The 19,251-nt window shown below is 61.9% G+C and carries 17 protein-coding genes and 1 tRNA gene; 15 read left to right on the forward strand and 3 right to left on the reverse strand.

Annotated elements, in window-relative coordinates; all coding sequences use genetic code 11:
• Positions 1-17: 17 nt before the first annotated feature.
• Positions 18-1,049: a small ribosomal subunit biogenesis GTPase RsgA gene (gene rsgA, locus P3C18_RS03810; RefSeq protein WP_275960543.1), complete on the reverse strand. Its 1,032-nt coding sequence runs from the start codon at positions 1,047-1,049 to the stop codon at positions 18-20.
• A gap of 119 nt (positions 1,050-1,168) precedes the next feature.
• Here rsgA and P3C18_RS03815 point away from each other — a divergent pair, with 119 nt between their 5' ends.
• Positions 1,169-1,948, forward strand: coding sequence for a class I SAM-dependent methyltransferase (locus P3C18_RS03815; protein WP_275960544.1), 780 nt, complete (start codon positions 1,169-1,171; stop codon positions 1,946-1,948).
• Positions 1,949-2,023: 75 nt separating this feature from the next.
• The gene (gene orn / locus P3C18_RS03820) at positions 2,024-2,566 is read left to right on the forward strand and encodes an oligoribonuclease (RefSeq protein ID WP_275960545.1); all 543 of its coding nucleotides are present in this window, start codon (positions 2,024-2,026) and stop codon (positions 2,564-2,566) included.
• Between the two features lie 134 nt (positions 2,567-2,700).
• Here the strand turns inward: orn and queG are convergent, their stop codons facing one another.
• A complete protein-coding gene (queG, locus tag P3C18_RS03825) occupies positions 2,701-3,762 on the reverse strand; it encodes a tRNA epoxyqueuosine(34) reductase QueG (RefSeq protein WP_275960546.1) in 1,062 nt (353 codons plus the stop codon).
• Between the two features lie 60 nt (positions 3,763-3,822).
• On the opposite strand from queG, the gene P3C18_RS03830 reads away from it, so the two are divergent.
• The 13 genes from P3C18_RS03830 to P3C18_RS03890 all read left to right on the forward strand — a co-directional run bounded on the left by P3C18_RS03830 (position 3,823) and on the right by P3C18_RS03890 (position 19,003).
• The gene (locus P3C18_RS03830; protein ID WP_275960548.1) at positions 3,823-5,322 is read left to right on the forward strand and encodes an NAD(P)H-hydrate dehydratase; all 1,500 of its coding nucleotides are present in this window, start codon (positions 3,823-3,825) and stop codon (positions 5,320-5,322) included.
• Entirely contained in the window at positions 5,310-5,777 is a 468-nt protein-coding gene (gene tsaE / locus P3C18_RS03835; protein ID WP_275960549.1) for a tRNA (adenosine(37)-N6)-threonylcarbamoyltransferase complex ATPase subunit type 1 TsaE, read from the forward strand. The genes P3C18_RS03830 and tsaE overlap by 13 nt, the downstream gene beginning before the upstream one ends.
• A gap of 19 nt (positions 5,778-5,796) precedes the next feature.
• Positions 5,797-7,215, forward strand: coding sequence for an N-acetylmuramoyl-L-alanine amidase (locus tag P3C18_RS03840; protein WP_275960550.1), 1,419 nt, complete (start codon positions 5,797-5,799; stop codon positions 7,213-7,215).
• Positions 7,212-9,110 (forward strand): DNA mismatch repair endonuclease MutL, encoded by a 1,899-nt coding sequence (gene mutL, locus P3C18_RS03845; protein WP_275960551.1) that lies wholly within the window; start codon positions 7,212-7,214, stop codon positions 9,108-9,110. Before P3C18_RS03840 ends, mutL begins: the two co-directional genes overlap by 4 nt.
• A gap of 170 nt (positions 9,111-9,280) precedes the next feature.
• Positions 9,281-10,258 carry a tRNA (adenosine(37)-N6)-dimethylallyltransferase MiaA gene (gene miaA, locus P3C18_RS03850; protein ID WP_275960552.1) on the forward strand — a complete coding sequence of 326 codons (978 nt, stop codon included), beginning with the start codon at positions 9,281-9,283 and terminating at the stop codon, positions 10,256-10,258.
• Between the two features lie 101 nt (positions 10,259-10,359).
• On the forward strand, positions 10,360-10,620 hold the full coding sequence (gene hfq / locus P3C18_RS03855; protein WP_090249679.1) for an RNA chaperone Hfq: 261 nt from the start codon (positions 10,360-10,362) through the stop codon (positions 10,618-10,620).
• 14 nt (positions 10,621-10,634) lie between these two features.
• Entirely contained in the window at positions 10,635-11,936 is a 1,302-nt protein-coding gene (gene hflX, locus P3C18_RS03860) for a ribosome rescue GTPase HflX (protein ID WP_275960553.1), read from the forward strand.
• 96 nt (positions 11,937-12,032) lie between these two features.
• Positions 12,033-13,190 carry an FtsH protease activity modulator HflK gene (gene hflK / locus P3C18_RS03865; protein WP_275960554.1) on the forward strand — a complete coding sequence of 386 codons (1,158 nt, stop codon included), beginning with the start codon at positions 12,033-12,035 and terminating at the stop codon, positions 13,188-13,190.
• Complete coding sequence (gene hflC / locus P3C18_RS03870) at positions 13,190-14,059, forward strand: protease modulator HflC (protein ID WP_275960555.1); 870 nt, start codon at positions 13,190-13,192, stop codon at positions 14,057-14,059. The genes hflK and hflC overlap by 1 nt, the downstream gene beginning before the upstream one ends.
• 100 nt (positions 14,060-14,159) lie before the next feature.
• On the forward strand, positions 14,160-14,345 hold the full coding sequence (locus P3C18_RS03875) for a DUF2065 domain-containing protein (RefSeq protein WP_160016276.1): 186 nt from the start codon (positions 14,160-14,162) through the stop codon (positions 14,343-14,345).
• Positions 14,346-14,382: 37 nt separating this feature from the next.
• On the forward strand, positions 14,383-15,570 hold the full coding sequence (locus P3C18_RS03880; RefSeq protein WP_275960556.1) for an ATP phosphoribosyltransferase regulatory subunit: 1,188 nt from the start codon (positions 14,383-14,385) through the stop codon (positions 15,568-15,570).
• A 64-nt stretch (positions 15,571-15,634) separates the two neighbouring features.
• The gene (locus P3C18_RS03885) at positions 15,635-16,930 is read left to right on the forward strand and encodes an adenylosuccinate synthase (RefSeq protein ID WP_275960557.1); all 1,296 of its coding nucleotides are present in this window, start codon (positions 15,635-15,637) and stop codon (positions 16,928-16,930) included.
• Between the two features lie 138 nt (positions 16,931-17,068).
• Positions 17,069-19,003, forward strand: a complete 1,935-nt coding sequence (locus tag P3C18_RS03890; protein WP_275960559.1) for a methyl-accepting chemotaxis protein — start codon at positions 17,069-17,071, stop codon at positions 19,001-19,003.
• A 106-nt stretch (positions 19,004-19,109) separates the two neighbouring features.
• On the opposite strand, the gene P3C18_RS03895 is transcribed toward P3C18_RS03890, so the two are convergent.
• Positions 19,110-19,196: transfer RNA gene (locus P3C18_RS03895), tRNA-Leu, on the reverse strand.
• Positions 19,197-19,251: the final 55 nt, after the last annotated feature.

Genomic DNA, 19,251 nt, shown 5'->3' on the forward strand with positions numbered 1-19,251 from the left:
CGCTCCCGGCGATTTTTTCAGTACTCGGCTTCTGGCAGGCTGGCCAGAATATGCCGGTAACTGGCCATGCGCTGCGGGTGCAGGCGGCCATCTTCCAACGCCTTGAGCAAGGCACAGCCGGGTTCGCGGTCGTGCTTGCAGTCGCGGAAGCGGCATTGGCCGATCAGGTCGTGAAACTCGATAAAGCCGGCTTCGACATCGTCACGGCTGACATGCACCAGGCCGAATTCGCGAATCCCTGGGGAGTCGATCAGCTCGCCGCCGCCGGGGAAGTGAAACAGCCGCGCTGTGGTGGTGGTGTGGGTGCCTTTGCCGGTCAGCTCGGAGAGCGGGCCAACGCGGGTATCGACTTCCGGCAACAGGCTGTTGACCAGCGACGACTTGCCCACTCCGGACTGGCCGACGAACACGCTGACATGGCCATCGAGTTGCTGCTGCAGCTGCTGCATGCCGTCGCCGCCATGAGCGGACACTTCCAGCAGCGGATAACCCAGCTCGCGGTACACGCCGAGCATGCGGTTGAGAGCCACGGCGTTCTGCTCATCCAGCAGGTCGGTCTTGTTCAGCAACAGCAACGGACGGATGCCGGCGTGCTCGGCGGCGACCAGGTAGCGGTCGATCAGGTTGGCGTGGGGCTCAGGCAGCGGCGCGAAGACGATCACGATCAGGTCGACGTTGGCCGCGACTGGCTTGAGCTGGCCGCGGGTATCCGGGCGACAGAGTTCGGTGCTGCGTGGCAGCTGCGCGACGATTACGCCAATGCCCTGGTTGCCGGCGCGCCATACCACCTGGTCACCGGTGACCATGGTCGGCAGGTTGGCGCGCAGGTGGCAGCGGAATACCTGGCCGGCCAGTTCACCATCCAGGGCTTCAACTTCGATCTGCACGCCGAAGTGGGCGATCACCAGGCCGGTCTGTTCCGGGCCGAGGTCACCGCCTTCAAGAATCTGTACAGCCTGCGACTCGCGCTTGGCGGCGCGGGCGGCACGCTCGCCCTGGATTTTTTCGATACGCCAGTTTTGCCGGCGGTTGAGTTGGCGTTTGGCCATGGGGCTTCCGAGAGTTGAATTGCGCAATAAACGGTCGCGAGTCTAGCACGGGCTGCCTATTGAGCTGCTGGCACGGCTAAACTGCGGCGCATCATCGGTCGGACGGTTGAGGAGTCTGCATGCTGCGCGTTGTCCGCCACTACCCGGCGCTACTGGCCTTGTCTGCCCAGGTGGGCGCGACCGTGCTGATCGGCCTTGCGCTGTATCTGGCGGCTCAACTGTCGCCCTGGCGGCCGACCTGGCTGGCAGCCGGCCTGTTGCAAGGCTTGCTGGCTACCACGCTGGCGCGTTATCTGGGGTTGTCGCGTTGGTGGTGCGGATTGAATTTGCTGTTCGTTCCTGCGCTGTTGCTGGCCAGTGGTGCGCCGCTGCCGTCCTGGGTGTTTCTCGGTGGTTTTGTCCTGCTGTTGCTGTTGAACTGGAACAGCTTTGGCGAGCGGGTGCCGCTGTACCTGACGGCTGCCGGTACGCGTCAGCATTTGCGTGCGGTGCTTGACCAGCAGCCCGCGCAGTTTCGCTTTATTGATCTGGGCTGCGGCCCGGCCGGCACGTTGCTGAGTTTGGCGCGGCACTATCCGCAGGCACAGTTTGTCGGCGTGGAGACCGCTCCGCTGTCCTTTGTCATTGCCTGGTTGCGCGCCTTGTTCCAGAGCAATTGCCAGATTCGCTATGAAAACCTCTGGCGTACGGACCTGGCTACGTTTGATGTGGTGTATTGCTTTCTTTCGCCTGCGCCGATGCCGGAACTGTGGGCCAGGGCCTGTGCACAGATGCCGGCCGGTAGCCTGCTGATCAGCAACACCTTCGAGGTGCCGGGGCATCCGGCGGATCAGCAGATCGAACTGCACGACTGGCGCAAGTCGCGCCTGCTGTTGTGGCGCATGCGAGGCGCGGCTTGAGCGCAATGCTGTCGGCCGAACGCAGTAGTTTTTCGGCGGCCTGTTAAACTGTCGGCCTTAGCCGAGGAGCCCCGCATGCAGAACCCGCAGAATCTGATCTGGATCGACCTGGAAATGACCGGTCTGGAGCCCGAAACGGACGTCATCATCGAGATGGCCACCATCGTCACCGACAGCGATCTGAATATCCTCGCGGAAGGCCCGGTGATTGCCGTGCACCAGAGTGATGAGCTGCTTGCCGGCATGGATGAGTGGAATACCCGTACCCATGGCCAAAGCGGCCTGACCCAGCGCGTACGGGAAAGCACTATCGGCCCGGCGGAAGCGGAGGCCATGACCATCGCCTTCCTCGAGCAGTGGGTGCCGAAGGGCAAGTCGCCGATCTGCGGCAACAGCATCGGTCAGGATCGGCGCTTTCTTTATAAGTACATGCAGAACCTGGAAGCCTACTTCCACTACCGCTATCTGGATGTCTCCACCCTGAAAATTCTCGCCGGCCTGTGGGCGCCGCAGGTCAAGGAGTCGTTCCAGAAGCAGGGCACGCACCAGGCGCTGGATGATATCCGTGAGTCCATCGCCGAGCTGAAGCATTACCGCCAGCACTTTCTTAAAGTCTGACGCAGGCAAAAGCCCGCTACAGCGGGCTTTTTTCTGTGCGTTCAGTAAAAGAAAGATGCGTAGGATGGGTGATAACCCATCAGCCAATTGATGGGTTATCACCCATCCTACGACATACGAACCCCCTGTATTCGTTACAGGCCATGACGCGCCAGGGCCCATTCGACATGCTCGCGTACTAATTCTGATGGGTGCTCGCGGCGCGCCTTGAGCGCTTCCAGCACCGGGATGCTGGAGGGCGCATTGCCCAGGCCCACCGCCAGGTTGCGCAGCCAGCGCTCGTAGCCGGCGCGGCGCAGCGGCGAGCCCTCGGTGCGGCTAAGAAATTCGTCTTCGCTCCAATAGAACAGCTCTGCCAGCTCGGCGTTGTCCAGGCTGTGGCGCGGCTGGAAGTCGCTCTGCTCGGTGGGTTTGGCAAAGCGGTTCCACGGGCAAACCATCTGGCAGTCGTCGCAGCCGAACACCCGGTTGCCGATCGGTGCGCGCAGCTCCTCAGGGATGGAACCCTTGAGTTCGATGGTCAGGTAGGAAATGCAGCGCCGCGCATCCAGCACATAGGGGCCGACAAAGGCGGCGGTGGGGCAGACATCCATGCAGGCCGTGCAACGCCCGCAATGTTCGCTGGCGTGAGGCGGATCCACCGGTAGCGCCAGGTCGACAAACAGTTCGCCGAGAAAGAAGTAGCTACCGGCCTTGCGGTTGAGCACCAGGGTGTTTTTGCCGATCCAGCCAAGCCCGGCCTGTTCGGCGATGGCCTTCTCCAGCACGGGTGCGCTATCGACAAAGGCGCGGTAGCCGAATGGACCGATCTGCTGCTGGATGCGTTCGGCCAGCTGCTGCAGGCGTTTGCGGATCAGCTTGTGATAATCGCGACCCAGGGCGTAACGCGACACGTAGGCCTTTTCTGGCTGGGCGAGGCGTTGGACCATCTGTGTGTCGCCGGGCAGGTAGTCCATACGCAGCGACACCACGCGCAGAGTGCCGGGCACCAGTTCGTCCGGATGGGAACGTTTGCTGCCGTGGGCGGCCATATAGTCCATCTCGCCCTGGTAACCAGCGTCCAGCCAGCGCTGCAGGTGCGCCTCGTGTTCGCCCAGTTGCACATCGGCTATCCCGACCTGTTGAAAGCCCAGCTCGCGGCCCCAGTCTTTGATCGACTGGGCGAGGGCGATAAGGTCGAGGGTGTCAGTGTTCATATGAGGGCGGGTAACCGGGGCACAGGTGGGTATAATTCTGCCAGACATCGGAGCCGACGCATGCTGCATTCGCCTGACAATCTTCCTCTGCCGCTGTACAGCGCCGCACAAGTGCGCGAGCTGGACGCGCGATTGATCGCTGCCGGCACGCCGGGTTTCGAGCTGATGAGTCGCGCCGCGCATGCTATCTGGCGTGCCCTGCGCCGTCGTTGGCCGGATGCAGGCGTGCTGACGGTGCTTGCTGGGCGCGGCAACAATGCGGGTGATGGTTATCTGGTGGCTGCTTTGGCGCTGCGTGCGGGCTGGCAGGTGCAGGTGTTGGCGGTCGGTGATGCGGCGCAGCTGCAGGGCGATGCAGCATTGGCCCGTGATCAGGCGCTGGCCGCCGGGGTGGCGGTGCAGCCCTGTAGCGAGTGCGCCGAGCTGCAAGGCGTGGTGCTTGATGCTTTGCTCGGCACTGGTTTGCAGGGTGCGGTGCGCGAGCCGTATGCCCAGGCCATCCGCCTGTTGAATGTCAGCGGCCTGCCGGTGCTGGCGGTGGATATTCCGTCCGGGCTCTGCGCCGATACCGGCCAAGTGCTGGGCGTCGCCGTACGTGCGCAGCTGACGGTCACCTTGGTCGGCCTAAAGCTGGGCCTGTTTAGTGGGCAGTCGGCGGATTATCGGGGCGAGTTGCAGTTTGATGATCTGCAGGCCGATGCGGCCCTGGTTGCCGCCCAGTCCTTTAGCGCACAGCGACTGGCGCAGGCCAGCTTGCCGCAGTTGCCGGCACGCTCGCCCGGCGTGCACAAGGGCCAGTTGGGCCATGTGCTGGTGGTCGGCGGGGACCATGGTTTTGCCGGCGCCGGCCTGCTGGCGGCGCAAAGCGCGCTGCGCGCCGGTGCCGGGTTGGTCAGTCTGGCGACCCGCAGTGAACATCTGCCGGCAGCGCAGGCGCGCTTGCCCGAGGTTATGGCCGCCGGCGTGGCCTCGGCCAATCAGTTGCTGGCACTGGGCGCGAATGCCAGCGTCTGGGTGGTTGGCCCGGGATTGGGGCAGGGCGCCTGGGGGCGCAGTCTGTTATCGGCGGCTGCGGTCAGTGGCGCTGTGCAGGTGTGGGATGCCGATGCGCTGAACCTGTTGGCGCAAGCGCAGGTCCAGTTACCAGCGGATGCTGTGCTTACGCCGCACCCCGGCGAGGCGGCGCGCTTGCTGGGGATCAGCACGGCCGAGGTGCAGGCCGATCGCCCGGTGGCGGCCCGCGCCTTGGCGCAGCGCTACCAGGCGGTGTGCGTGCTGAAAGGCGCGGGCAGCCTGATTGCCGCGCCGGATGGTTGCTTGTGGTTGTGTGATCGCGGCCACCCGGTTATGGCCGGCGCCGGCTTGGGCGATGTGTTGGCCGGGTTGATCGGTGCGCTGCTGGCCCAGGGGTTGTCTGGGTTGGCGGCGGCTCAGCTGGCGGTTTATCTGCATGCCTGTGCTGGCGAGCAGTTGGCGCAGCAGGGCCGTGGCCTGGCGGCCAGTGATTTGTGTGCGGTTATTCGTCAATTGTTGCAGGAGCAGTCTGCGTGTCTGAATTAGAACTGTTTGCCGCCGACGAAGAGGCGATGCTGGCGCTGGGCGCGCGGATCGCCGAGGTGACCGGCGGTGTTGGCGTGATCTATCTGCATGGCGATCTTGGCGCCGGCAAAACCACCTTGTCGCGCGGCATTATTCGCGGCCTGGGGCATGTTGGCGCGGTAAAAAGCCCGACCTTTACCCTGGTGGAACCCTACGAGATTGGCGCGTTGCGCGCCTTTCACTTCGACCTCTACCGCCTGGTGGATGCCGAGGAGCTGGAGTACCTGGGCATTCGTGATTACTTCCAGGGCGATGCCTTGTGCCTGGTCGAGTGGCCACAGCGCGGCGCAGGCGTTTTGCCAAAGGCTGACCTGGACATTACCATTAGCCCGCATGGGGCCGGCCGGGCGCTGCGTTTGCAGGCGCAATGCGAACGCGGCACCACCTGGTGCGCTGCTTTGGCCGTCGGGGCATGAATTTATTATGGGGTTGGCTATGCGCATAGGCGCGCGTTTCATCGCAATTGGAGTGGCATTGGTAGCCCTGGCCGCCGATGTAATGGCCGCTTCGGATGTGCGCAGTGTGCGGTTGTGGCGTGCGCCGGATAACACCCGCCTGGTGTTTGACCTGTCCGGCCCGGTGCAGCACAGCGTATTTCTGCTGTCGTCGCCCAATCGCATCGTCATTGATGTCAGCGGCGCCAAGCTGGCCACCAACTTCGATCAACTGACCCTGAGCAACACGCCAATCACTGGCGTGCGTTCAGCGCAGCGCACCCCGAATGACCTGCGCGTGGTGATTGACCTGTCTGCGGCGGTCACGCCTAAGAGCTTTACCCTGGCCCCCAATCAGCAGTACGGCCATCGCCTGGTTGTCGATCTGTTTGACCAGGAAAGCGGCGCCGCACCCAGCCTGCCTACCACTACGGTGGCCACCGCGCCGCAAGTGCCGGTAACAACAACCCAGGCGCCGCCGAAGCTGACACCGATACCCAACGGCAAGCGCGATATCGTGATTGCCATCGACGCCGGGCACGGCGGTGAAGACCCAGGCGCGCTGTCGCCGGTCAAAGGCCAGTATGAAAAGCATGTGACCCTGGCGATTTCCAAGGAATTGCAGCGGCAGATCAATGCCGAGAAGGGTTTCCGCGCCGAGCTGGTGCGCACCGGTGACTACTTTATTCCGCTGCGTAAACGCACCGAGATCGCTCGCAAGAAGGGCGCCGACCTGTTTGTCTCCATTCATGCCGATGCCGCGCCGCGGGCGGCCGCCTTCGGCGCCTCGGTGTATGCCCTGTCGGATCGTGGCGCCACGTCGGAAACCGCGCGCTGGTTGGCGGATGCGGAAAACCAGTCGGACCTGATCGGCGGCGCCGGCAATGTCAGCCTGGACGACAAGGACAAGATGCTCGCCGGGGTGCTGCTCGATCTGTCGATGACCGCCTCGCTGTCATCCAGCCTGAACGTCGGTAACAAGGTGCTGGGCAATATGGGCCGGGTGACGCCGCTGCATAAGCGGCGGGTAGAGCAGGCCGGTTTTATGGTGCTGAAATCGCCGGATATTCCGTCGATCCTGGTGGAAACCGGGTTTATCTCCAACCCCAATGAGGCCAAGAAACTCGCTTCGGCCAGCCACCAGCAGGCGTTGGCCCGCTCGATTGTTACGGGCGTACGGCAGTTCTTCCATGAAAATCCACCGCCCGGCACCCATGTGGCCTGGTTGCGGGATAACGGCAAGATTACCCTCGGCCCGCGCGAGCATGTGGTCAGTTCCGGCGAGAGCCTGGCGCTGATCGCCCAGCGTTATCAGGTCAGCCTGGCGGCGTTGCGCAGCGCCAATTCGTTGGTTAGTGATGTGATCAAGGTCGGTCAACGTTTGCAGATCCCGGCGACTGCTCTGGCTGCGCAGCCATGAGCAGCCATGAGCCGTCAGTAAGAGAGACCGCACGCATTCAGCTGCTTAGCCCGCGGCTGGCGAACCAGATTGCTGCCGGTGAGGTGGTTGAGCGTCCAGCCTCGGTAATCAAGGAGCTGTTGGAAAACAGCCTGGACTCCGGCGCCAAGCGTATCGAAGTGGATGTCGAGCAGGGCGGCGTCAAGCTGCTCAAAGTACGCGATAACGGCAGCGGCATCTCCCCGGATGATCTGCCCCTGGCGTTGGCCCGCCACGCCACCAGCAAGATCCGCGAGCTGGAAGACCTTGAACAGGTTATGAGCCTGGGCTTTCGCGGCGAGGCGCTGGCGTCGATCAGCTCTGTAGCGCGCCTGACCCTGACCTCGCGTACTGAAGGCGCCGAGCAGGCCTGGCAGGTGGAAACCGAAGGTCGCGATATGCAGCCGCGAGTACAACCTGCGGCGCATCCGGTTGGCACCTCGGTGGAAGTGCGCGACCTGTTTTTCAACACTCCGGCGCGGCGCAAGTTTCTCAAGACCGAAAAGACCGAATTCGATCACCTGCAGGAAGTGATCAAGCGCCTGGCCCTGGCGCGTTTCGACGTGGCCTTCCATCTGCGCCACAACGGCAAGACCGTGCTCGGCCTGCACGAGGCGCCGGATGAACAGAGCCGCGCGCGCCGGGTCGCCTCGGTTTGCGGCCCGGCGTTTCTCGAGCAGGCGCTGCCCATTGATATCGAGCGCAACGGCCTGCACCTGTGGGGCTGGGTGGGCTTGCCGACCTTCTCCCGTAGCCAGGCGGATCTGCAGTATTTCTATGTAAACGGGCGCATGGTACGCGACAAGCTGGTTGCCCACGCGGTGCGGCAGGCCTACCGCGATGTGCTGTTCAATGGCCGCCATCCGACCTTTGTGCTGTTTCTGGAAATCGATCCCTCGGTGGTCGATGTCAACGTGCACCCGACCAAGCACGAAGTGCGCTTCCGTGATGGGCGCATGGTGCATGACTTCCTCTACGGTACGCTGCACCGTGCGCTTGGCGAGGTGCGCCCGGAGGATCAGCTGGCGGCTCCGGCAACGGTCAACGAGATGCTACGGCCGACCGGTCAGGCTGCTGGTGAGTTTGGCCCGCAGGGTGAAATCGGCTTGGCCGCCAGTCTGTTGCAGCCAGCGCCCAGCGCCTCAGTATGGCGCTCGCCGGGTGCCGGCTATCAAGGCTCCCGTCCGGAAGCAGCCTTGCCGGCCGCCGAAGCTCAGGGCGCCTATCGCGAATTCTTCTCGCCGATGGCCACTGCGCCGGCTCCAGCAGGCCTGCCAGATGCGCAAGGCGATATTCCGCCCCTGGGTTATGCCATAGCCCAGCTCAAGGGCATCTATATCCTTGCCGAGAACGTCCAGGGGCTGGTGGTGGTGGATATGCACGCCGCCCATGAGCGCATTACCTATGAGCGGCTTAAAGTGGCCATGGCCAGTGAAGGCCTGCGCGGCCAGCCACTGCTGGTGCCGGAGTCGATTGCCGTCAGTCAGCGTGAAGCGGACTGCGCCGAAGAGCATGCCGAGTGGTTCCAGCGGCTGGGTTTCGAACTGCAGCGTTTGGGCCCGGAAACCTTGGCAATCCGCCAGATTCCTGCGTTGCTCAAGCAGGCCGAGGCCACTCGCCTGGTGCAAGATGTGCTCGGTGATCTGCTCGAATACGGCACCACCGACCGCATTCAGGCGCACCTCAATGAGCTGCTTGGCACCATGGCCTGCCACGGTGCGGTGCGCGCCAATCGGCGTCTGACCCTGCCGGAAATGAACGCCTTGCTGCGCGATATGGAACACACCGAGCGCAGCGGCCAGTGCAACCATGGCCGTCCGACCTGGACGCAGATGGGTATGGATGACCTGGACAAGCTGTTCCTGCGCGGCCGCTAGCCGGCCGTTGAAAACTACCTGCGTTGCCGATACGGCGTTAAAAACAGGCTCAAAATGCTCATTTACAGCAGTAAACTCCGCTTTTTCGCTTGTTTTTGCCTTGCCTCGGCCGCCTCGCCTACATTTTCAACGGCCTGCTAAGCCGCCGCGCCATTTAGAGAGTTATAAGCATGTCCGAGCGCCTGCCTCCGGCGATTTTTCTCATGGGGCCGACTGCGGCCGGCAAGACCGATCTGGCCATCGAGCTGGCGCGAGTGCTGCCGTGCGAGTTGATCAGCGTCGATTCCGCGCTGATCTACCGTGACATGGACATCGGCACGGCCAAGCCGGATAAGGCCACGCTGGCCGAGTTCCCGCATCGGCTAGTCGATATTCGCGACCCGGCCGAGAGCTATTCGGCGGCCGAGTTCCGTGCCGATGCCCTTGCGGCTATGGCTGAGATCACCGCGCGCGGACGTATTCCGCTGCTGGTGGGCGGCACCATGTTGTATTTCAAAGCATTGCTCGAAGGCTTGGCGGAAATGCCTAGCGCCGATGCAGCGTTGCGCGCCGAGCTGGAGGCGCGCGCCCAGGCCGAAGGTTGGGAGGTGCTGCATGCCGAGCTGCGTGCGGTCGATCCGGAGTCGGCGGCGCGTATCCACCCCAATGACCCGCAGCGCTTGATTCGCGCCCTTGAGGTCTATCACTTGAGCGGGCACAGCATGACCGTTCATCGCCAGCGCCAGGCGACAGAAAATACTGCCGTTGGCGCATCGGCAGCGCGGCAATTCCCCTATACTGTGGCGCAATTGGCCATTGCCCCGGCACAAAGGCAGCTGTTGCATGAGCGAATTGCCCTGCGATTTCGCTTGATGTTGGAACAGGGGCTGGTTACCGAGGTCGAACGCCTGCGTCAGCGAAGTGACTTGCACGTTGGGCTACCGTCTATACGGGCGGTGGGTTATCGCCAAGTCTGGGATTATCTGGACGGCAACCTCGACGCTGAACAGATGCAGGAGCGCGGCATTATCGCCACGCGCCAGCTGGCCAAGCGACAGTTCACCTGGTTACGTGGTTGGCAGCAGGATGTGCACTGGCTCGATAGCGCCGACTGCGACAATCTGCCGCGTGCCTTGAAATACCTGGCAGCGGTCTCCATATTGACCTGAGACCTTGCCGTTGGCCGTCTATCCTTGGGGGTATGACGGCTTTAAGCCGTTCGTTGGTTTACTAAAATTATTGAAAATTGATCCTTAAAGGAGTGCGGCACATGTCAAAAGGGCATTCGCTACAAGACCCTTACCTGAATACCTTGCGTAAGGAACGCGTCCCGGTTTCTATTTATTTGGTTAACGGCATCAAGCTGCAAGGCCAGATCGAATCTTTCGACCAGTTCGTGATTTTGCTGAAAAACACTGTCAGCCAGATGGTCTATAAACACGCCATTTCCACTGTAGTGCCTAGCCGTCCGGTGCGTCTGCCGAGCGCCAGCGAAACCGAGCAAGCTGAAGCTGAGCCTGGTAACGCCTGATTTAGGAGGCTGCATTGTTCTTCGAGCGCCATGAAGGTGGAGAGCGGGCCATTCTGGTACATCTGGACGGCCAAAATTCCGAGGCGCGCGAGGACCCGCAAGAGTTTCAGGAATTGGCCATCTCGGCTGGTGCTGAAACTGTCGCGTTCCTCAGTGTTCCGAGCAATCGGCTGACGGCCAAGTACCTGATCGGCAGTGGCAAAGTTGAAGAGCTGCGTGATCAGGTCAAGGCCGCCGAGGCTGACCTGGTTATCTTCAATCACGTCCTCACACCCAGTCAGGAACGTAACCTTGAGCGTGCTTTCGAGTGTCGGGTATTGGACCGTACCGGTCTGATCCTCGACATTTTTGCCCAGCGCGCGCGTACCCATGAAGGCAAGCTGCAGGTTGAGCTGGCCCAGCTCGACCACATGAGTACGCGGCTGGTGCGCGGTTGGACCCACCTTGAGCGGCAGAAGGGTGGTATCGGTCTGCGCGGCCCGGGTGAAACCCAGTTGGAAACCGACCGCCGCCTGTTGCGCGTGCGGATTCGTCAGATCAAGCAGAAGCTGGAAAAGGTGCGCAGCCAGCGTGAGCAGGCTAGGCGCGGCCGTCAGCGTGCGGACATTCCTTCGGTATCGCTGGTGGGCTACACCAACGCCGGCAAGTCGACCCTGTTCAATACCCTGACCACCTCGGACGTATACGCAGCCGATCAGCTGTTTGCGACCCTCGATCCCACTCTGCGTCGTCTGGAACTGGATGATCTGGGGCCGATTGTGCTGGCTGATACCGTGGGCTTTATTCGGCATTTGCCGCACAAGCTGGTTGAGGCGTTCCGCGCCACGCTTGAGGAATCAAGCAACTCCGATCTGCTGTTGCACGTGATCGACTCCCACGAGCCCGAGCGCGATCAGCAGATTGAGCAGGTGTTGGCGGTGCTGGGTGAGATCGGTGCCCATGAGCTGCCGATGCTTGAGGTGTATAACAAGCTCGACCTGCTTGAGGGCGTAGAGCCGCAGATTCAGCGCGATGCCGATGGCAAGCCGCAGCGGGTCTGGCTCTCTGCGCGGGACGGGCGTGGCTTGCCGTTGCTGCGTCAGGCCATAGCCGAGTTATTGGGCGATGATCTGTTTGTCGCGACATTGCAGTTGCCGCAGCGCCTAGGGCGTTTGCGTGCGCAGTTCTTCGCCTTGGGCGCAGTACAGAGCGAATCACATGCCGAGGACGGTAGCAGTCTGCTGGCCGTGCGTTTGCCGCGCATCGAGCTGAATCGGCTGGTCAGTCGTGAAGGGCTGAAGCCGCAGGAGTTTATCGAGCAACACACTTTGCAATAAAGCCTGCATCAGCGACTTTGCCGCTGGTTGCATGCATTCTGTAGCATTGGCGGGCGCGCCGTGGGCGCGTCTTTGCTTTATCAGATGGAGAGCGCTATGGCTTGGAATGAGCCGGGTGGCAACTCGAATAATCAGGACCCATGGGGTGGCCGTAAGAACGGTGATCGCAAGGGGCCGCCGGATATCGATGAGGCCTTCCGCAAGCTGCAGGAGAGCCTGAATGGGCTGTTCGGTGGCGGCAAGAAACGAGGCAGCGAGACGGGCTCGGGCAATGGCGGCGGCTTCGGCCTGCTGTTCGTGGGCCTGGGGTTGTTGGCTGCAGTCTGGCTGTACAGCGCGATCTATGTCGTTGATGAGCAGGAGCAGGCCGTGGTGCTGCGCTTCGGCAAATACTACGAGACGGTCGGCCCGGGTCTGAATATCTATTTCCCGCCGATTGATCGCAAGTTCCAGGAAAACGTCACCCGCGAGCGTGCTTATAGCAAGCAGGGGCAGATGTTGACCGAGGATGAGAACATCATCGAAGTGCCGCTGACCGTGCAGTACAAAATCAGCAACTTGCAGGATTTCGTGCTCAACGTCGATCAGCCGGAAGTCAGCTTGCAGCATGCAACTGACAGCGCCGTGCGTCACGTGGTGGGTTCCACCGAGATGGATCAGGTGCTGACCGAAGGTCGTGAGCTGATGGCCAGTGAGGTCAAGGACCGCTTGCAGCGCTTCCTCGATAACTACCGCACCGGTATCGCCGTGACCCAGGTCAACCTGCAGAGCGCAGCTGCACCGCGCGAAGTGCAGGAAGCCTTCGATGACGTGATCCGTGCCCGTGAAGACGAGCAGCGTGAGAAGAATCAGGCGGAAACCTACGCCAATGGCGTGGTGCCGGAAGCCCGTGGTCAGGCGCAGCGCCTGATTGAGGATGCCAACGGTTACCGTGATGAAGTGGTTTCCCGCGCACAGGGTGAGGCGGATCGCTTTACTGCATTGGTGACCGAATACCGCAAGGCGCCTGAGGTGACTCGCGAACGTCTGTATCTGGACACCATGCAAGAGCTGATGACCAATACCAGCAAGGTGCTGGTGACAGGCGACAAGGGGCAGAACAACCTGCTTTACCTGCCTCTGGACAAGATGATCGATGGTCGCAGTTCGTCTGCGCCTAGCTCGATATCCGGTGCTGCGAGTAGCGCGGATACTGGTTCGCGGCTAACTATTGATCCGCGTCAGGTTGAGCTGCGTACAAGGGAGAGCCGTTGATGAGCAATAAATCGCTGATCGCCCTTATTGTTGGCGTGGTGCTGGCGCTGGTCGCCTGGAACAGCTTCTACATCGTGGCGCAGACTGAGCGTGCGGTGCTGTTGCAGTTCGGTCGTATCGTCCAGCCGGACGTGCAGCCGGGCCTGCATGTGAAGATTCCGTACGTCAACCAGGTGCGCAAGTTTGATGCTCGCCTGCTGACGCTGGACTCAACCAGCTCGCGTTTCCTCACTCTGGAAAAGAAAGCGTTGATGGTTGACGCCTTCGCCAAATGGCGGGTGCTGGATGCCGAGCGTTACTACACCGCAACTTCAGGTATGAAGCAGATTGCCGACGAGCGTCTGGCGCGTCGTCTCGAAGCGTCGCTGCGTGACCAGTTCGGTAAGCGCACCCTGCATGAGTCGGTGTCCGGTGAGCGTGATGCGCTGATGGCTGATGTAACCGCATCGCTTAACCGCGCCGCACAGCGTGAGCTGGGTATCGAAGTGGTAGACGTGCGCGTCAAGGCCATCGACCTGCCGAAGGAAGTTAACCGCAGCGTGTTTGATCGCATGAGCTCCGAGCGTGAGCGTGAGGCTCGTGAGCACCGCGCCAAGGGTAAGGAGCTGGCCGAAGGTATTCGTGCCGACGCCGACCGTCAGCGTCGTGTGTTGCTGGCCGATGCCTACCGTCAGGCCGAAGAGCTGCGCGGTGAGGGTGATGCCCAGGCTGCGGCGATCTATTCCAAGGCCTATGGCATGGACCAGGAGTTCTATTCGTTCTATCGCAGCCTGAGGGCTTATCGCGAGAGCTTCGCCGATAAGCGTGACGTGCTGGTGCTGGATCCGAAGAGCGACTTCTTCCGCTATCTGGAGAAGTCCAAGCCTTAAGTCATCACCCCGGCGGGCAGCCGCCGGGGTGATCCTTGTGGAAAACGTGGTATCATGCGGCAGCCGGGAAAATCCCGGCTTTTTTGCGTCTGTGGGAAGCATGTGGCAGGAATTAGGCATCGCGTTGTGTCTTGTGCTGGTGCTGGAAGGCATCCTGCCCTTCCTATGTCCGCGCCATTGGCGTGACACGCTTTTACAACTGACGCAGTTGTCTGACAGGCAGCTGCGTCTGCTGGGGTTGGCCAGCATGTTGCTGGGAACAACCGTCCTTTATTGGCTTCACTGAAGGCTTGTGCCGCCCGGTTCAAGAGGGGAATGGCGAAATGGCAACGGTAGACCGCTGGCTGCTGCCAGATGGCATCGAAGAAGTACTGCCACCGTACGCAGGGCGTATTGAAGTGGCGCGCCGCCAGGTGCTGGATCTGTTCCAGCGCTGGGGCTATGAATTTGTGGTCACTCCGCATATCGAGTACCTGGAATCGCTGCTGACTGGCGCGGGCCAGGACCTGGATCTGCGCACCTTCAAAGTGACCGACCCGCTGTCCGGCCGGCAGATGGGCTTTCGTGCCGACATCACGCCGCAGGTGGCGCGCATCGATGCGCATACCCTGCGCCGCGAGGGGCCGAGCCGTCTGTGCTACGCCGGCAGCGTGGTGCATGCCCAGCCGCGTGCGCTGACCACCTCGCGCAGCCCGATTCAGTTGGGCGCCGAGCTGTATGGCGACGCCAGCCCGGCCAGCGATGTGGAAGTGATCAGTCTGCTGGTCAACACCCTTGAGCTGGCGGCGGTGCCAGATGTGCACATGGACCTTGGTCATGTCGGTATCTATCGCGGCCTGGCGCGCGCCGCCGAGCTGTCTGGCGAGGTCGAGCAGCAGCTGTTTGATGCGCTGCAGCGCAAGGCGCTGGATGAGGTCGTTGAGCTGACCGAAAGCCTGCCGGATGACCTGCGCAAGATGCTACGCGCGCTCAGCGAGCTGTGCGGCGGTCGTGAAGTGCTGGACCTGGCTCAGGCTTGTCTGGTCGATGCGCCGGACGATGTGCATGCCGCGCTGGATGACTTGATGGCGATTGCCGATGCGCTGAGCTTGCGCTACCCGGAATTACCGCTGTACTTCGATCTGGGCGAGCTGCGCGGCTATCACTACCACACGGGTGTGGTGTTCGCGGCCTTTGTCCCGGGCGTGGGTTATGCCATCGCCCAGGGCGGCCGTTATGACGACATCGGCGCTGACTTCGGTCGCGCGCGTCCGGCCACAGGTTTCTCCACCGACCTGAAAACCCTGGTCAGTCTGGGGCAGATGCAGTTGGGTGAAGAGCCTGCCGGTATCTGGGCTCCGGATAACCATGATGTGTTTTTGTGGCAGGCGATTGTGCGCTTGCGCCAGGACGGTCAGCGCGTGGTTCAGGCATTGCCTGGGCAGGTCGCGGCTGACGCCGAGGCTGCAGGCTGTGATCGTCAGCTGCTGTTGCGTGATGGCCGCTGGCAGTTGGCTGCACTGACAGCCTAAGCGGTCGTGCGAAAAGTTTCCGTCGGCTATGGCCGGCATCAAGTTTGCGAAGAGGGTTAGTGTTATGGGTAAGAATGTCGTAGTCCTGGGCACCCAGTGGGGCGATGAAGGCAAGGGCAAGATCGTCGACCTGCTGACCGAACAGGCTGCAGCTGTTGTGCGTTACCAGGGTGGTCACAATGCTGGCCACACCCTGGTAATCGACGGCGAAAAAACCGTTCTGCACCTGATCCCCTCCGGCATCCTGCGCGAAAACGTGCAGTGCCTGATCGGCAACGGCGTGGTGGTTGCGCCTGATGCGCTGATGCGTGAAATCATCAAGCTGGAAGAGAAGGGTGTGCCGGTGCGCGAGCGTCTGCGTATCAGCCCGTCCTGCCCGCTGATCCTGCCGTATCACGTAGCCCTCGATCAGGCCCGTGAGAAAGCCCGTGGTGATGCCAAGATCGGCACCACTGGCCGTGGTATTGGCCCTGCTTACGAAGACAAGGTGGCGCGTCGCGGTCTGCGCATTGGTGACCTGTTCCACCGTGAGCGTTTCGCCGCCAAGCTCGGCGAGCTGCTGGATTACCACAACTTCGTGCTGGTCAATTACTACAAAGAGCCGGCCATCGACTTCCAGAAGACGCTCGACGAGTGCATGGAATACGCCGAGCTGCTTAAGCCGATGATGACCGACGTGACCGCCGTGCTGCACGACATGCGTCGTGAGGGCAAGGACATCATGTTCGAAGGTGCCCAGGGTTCGCTGCTGGATATCGACCACGGCACCTACCCCTACGTCACCAGTTCCAACACCACGGCTGGCGGTATCGCTACGGGTTCCGGTTTTGGTCCGATGTACCTGGATTACATCCTCGGTATCACCAAGGCCTACACCACTCGCGTTGGCTCGGGTCCGTTCCCGACTGAGCTGTTCGACGAAACCGGTGCGTTCCTCGCCAAGCGTGGCCACGAATTCGGTTCCACCACCGGCCGCGCGCGTCGTTGCGGTTGGTTTGATGCGGTGATCCTGCGTCGCGCCATCGAGATCAACAGCATCTCTGGTCTGTGCCTGACCAAGCTCGACGTGCTCGACGGTCTAGAAACCATCCGTATCTGCGTCGGCTACAAAGACCAGAATGGCGAGGTGCTGGTTGATGCGCCGACTGATGCTGACAGCTATCTGGGTCTGCAGCCGGTGTACGAGGAGCTGCCAGGCTGGAGCGAGTCGACCCTGGGCGCGAAAACCCTGGAAGAACTGCCAGCGGCTGCGCGTGCTTACATCAAGCGTGTGGAAGAGTTGGTTGGTGCGCCGATTGATATCGTTTCCACCGGCCCGGACCGCAACGAGACTATTGTGTTGCGCCATCCGTTTGCCTGATAGTCACAGGCAGTGCACGGGGGGTCGCCAATTTGGCGGCCCTTTGTCGTTTCTGGTCCGCGTAAAAATATCCGAGCTAGCCTTTATAAATCAGCTTCCCCGCCGTTATAGGCATTACCGCTGTTAGGAGTGTCTGCCGTGTTTGCCATTATTTCTGTGCTGCGCAGTCGTTTGTTGTTGCCGGTGTTTCTGGCGCTGGGTGTGGCCTTGCTGGTGCAGGTTGTCGTGGCGGTGGCGTTGACCCGTACCACGGTGGCAACGCTTGAGGCGGATTTGGCCAAGGGCATGCAGGCCGATACGGCGCGCCTGGTGGGTGAGCTGACCAAGGCTGGTGATGAAGTGCGTGGCGGTCTGGACAGCCTTTCCGCCAGCACTCAGGCGCAGTTGGCCAAAGGCCTTTCCGCCCGGCTGGCCGAGGAGCAGGCGCAGATACGCGGTGTGTTGGACAGCAACCTCAAGCGTTCGGCGGACGAGTTGGCGCAGCTGTTATCGGCTGTTGCGCCTAAGGCGATCTGGGATGCTGATGTGCCGGCGCTGACCGAGTTGGTGCGCGGCGCCCATCGCAATCCGGCTGTGCTGTTTGCGGTGTACCTCGATGCGCAGGGCGAGCGCCTGACGCGTCACCTCAATCGGCAGGACTCTCGCGTGCGCGCGTTGATGGCCAAGGGGGAAGGCGATGGCGCGCTGGATAAGGTGTTGCAGGCTGCTGCCAATGATCCGGGTGTGTATATCGCCGAGGCGACGATCAGTCCGATGGGTTCTGATATCGGCAAGGTCCTGCTGGGGGTTTCCACGGCGTCGGTGGATGAGGAGCTGGCGAAGCTGGATCAGCGTTTCGTCAGCCTGATCGACAGCAGTGGGCAGTTGGTTTCCGACAGTTTGAGTGGCGCGGCCACCAGCAGTGCGGACGCTCTGGCGGCGCGGTTGAGCGTGGCGCGTGAGGCGGCCGGCGGTATGGAACAGAGCAGTCGCAAGGTGGTGCAGCAGGCTGCTGCCGGTTTGCGTTGGAATATCAGTATGGGCCTGGCGGTGGTGGCGCTGGTGATTCTGTTGGTGTTGGCGCTGGTGCTGGGGCGCCGAGTGGTCAGCAAGCTGCATACCTTGATTGCGGTGCTGAATGACTGGGCGGCGGGTGAGGGTGATTTGACTCGCCGGGTAGAGCTCAATAGTCGCGATGAAATTGGCGATATGGCGGCGGCGGTCAATCGCTTCGTCGCCAAGCTGCAGCCGATTGTGCGTGAGGCGGGTGAGGTGGCTTCTCTGACCGGGCAAGAAATCGGCAATCTGGCCTCGCGCAGTGCCGCTGCCGAGTCGGCTGCTGAGCGTCAGCGCGATGAGGTGGCGGGCAGCCTACAGGCGCTGGCGGAAATGGCCGGTGAGGCGCAGGCGGAAAGCCATGCCATGCGCGAGGCGTTGCAGCGCGTAGGTGCGATTCGCCAGGCGGCGGATGACAATGCCGCGATTGCACTGCGCGTGGGCGGCTCAATCGAGGAGTTGGTGCGGCGCGTGGAAACCGGTGCGGCAGTCATCGAGCGGCTGGCCAAGCAAAGCGAGCAGATTGAAGTGGTGCTGACGGTGATTCGCTCAATCGCCGAACAGACCAACCTCTTGGCCCTGAATGCGGCGATTGAAGCGGCGCGTGCGGGTGAAAGCGGTCGTGGTTTTGCCGTGGTGGCGGATGAGGTGCGTGCGCTGGCCAGCAAGACGCAGCAGTCCACCGGTGATATCCAAACTCATATCGGCGCGTTGCAGCAGGGCGCGCGCGAGGCGGTTGAGGCGATTGGTCAGGCGGGCAAGCAGGCGGACCAAGGCTTGGCGGCGTTGCGCGAAAGTGCGCGGGTGCAGCAGTCGGTGCGTGAGGCGGTGGAGGAGGTGCATGGTGCAATCAACACTGCGACCGAGGCAGCTGCGCACCAGGCGGAGGGGGCGGATGCGGTGCGTGGCCGTGTCGAGGTGATTCATCGCGAGGCCCAGCGGGCGGCGGAGGCTGTTGCGGCGACGGCGAATAGCGGTCGTGTGCTGGATGGCTTGGCGAAGAAACTCAAGGCCAGCCTGGGGCAGTTTCGCGTTTAAGCTGGATCAGGGCGGGCATGCATGAGTGCCCGCCGAATTGATTACGCTGTGATGGGTTAAATCGCAGGCAATAAAAAACCGAGCCAGTGGCTCGGTTTTTTTGAATTGGTGCCCAGGAGAAGACTCGAACTTCCACGACCGTAAGGTCACCAGCACCTGAAGCTGGCGTGTCTACCAATTTCACCACCTGGGCATTGATTGCAAAAAATGCCTATTTGCTATCAACTACAACTCGGTTAACTTCGTTT

The sequence above is a fragment of the Pseudomonas sp. 1928-m genome (assembly GCF_029269135.1).
GTDB lineage: Bacteria > Pseudomonadota > Gammaproteobacteria > Pseudomonadales > Pseudomonadaceae > Aquipseudomonas.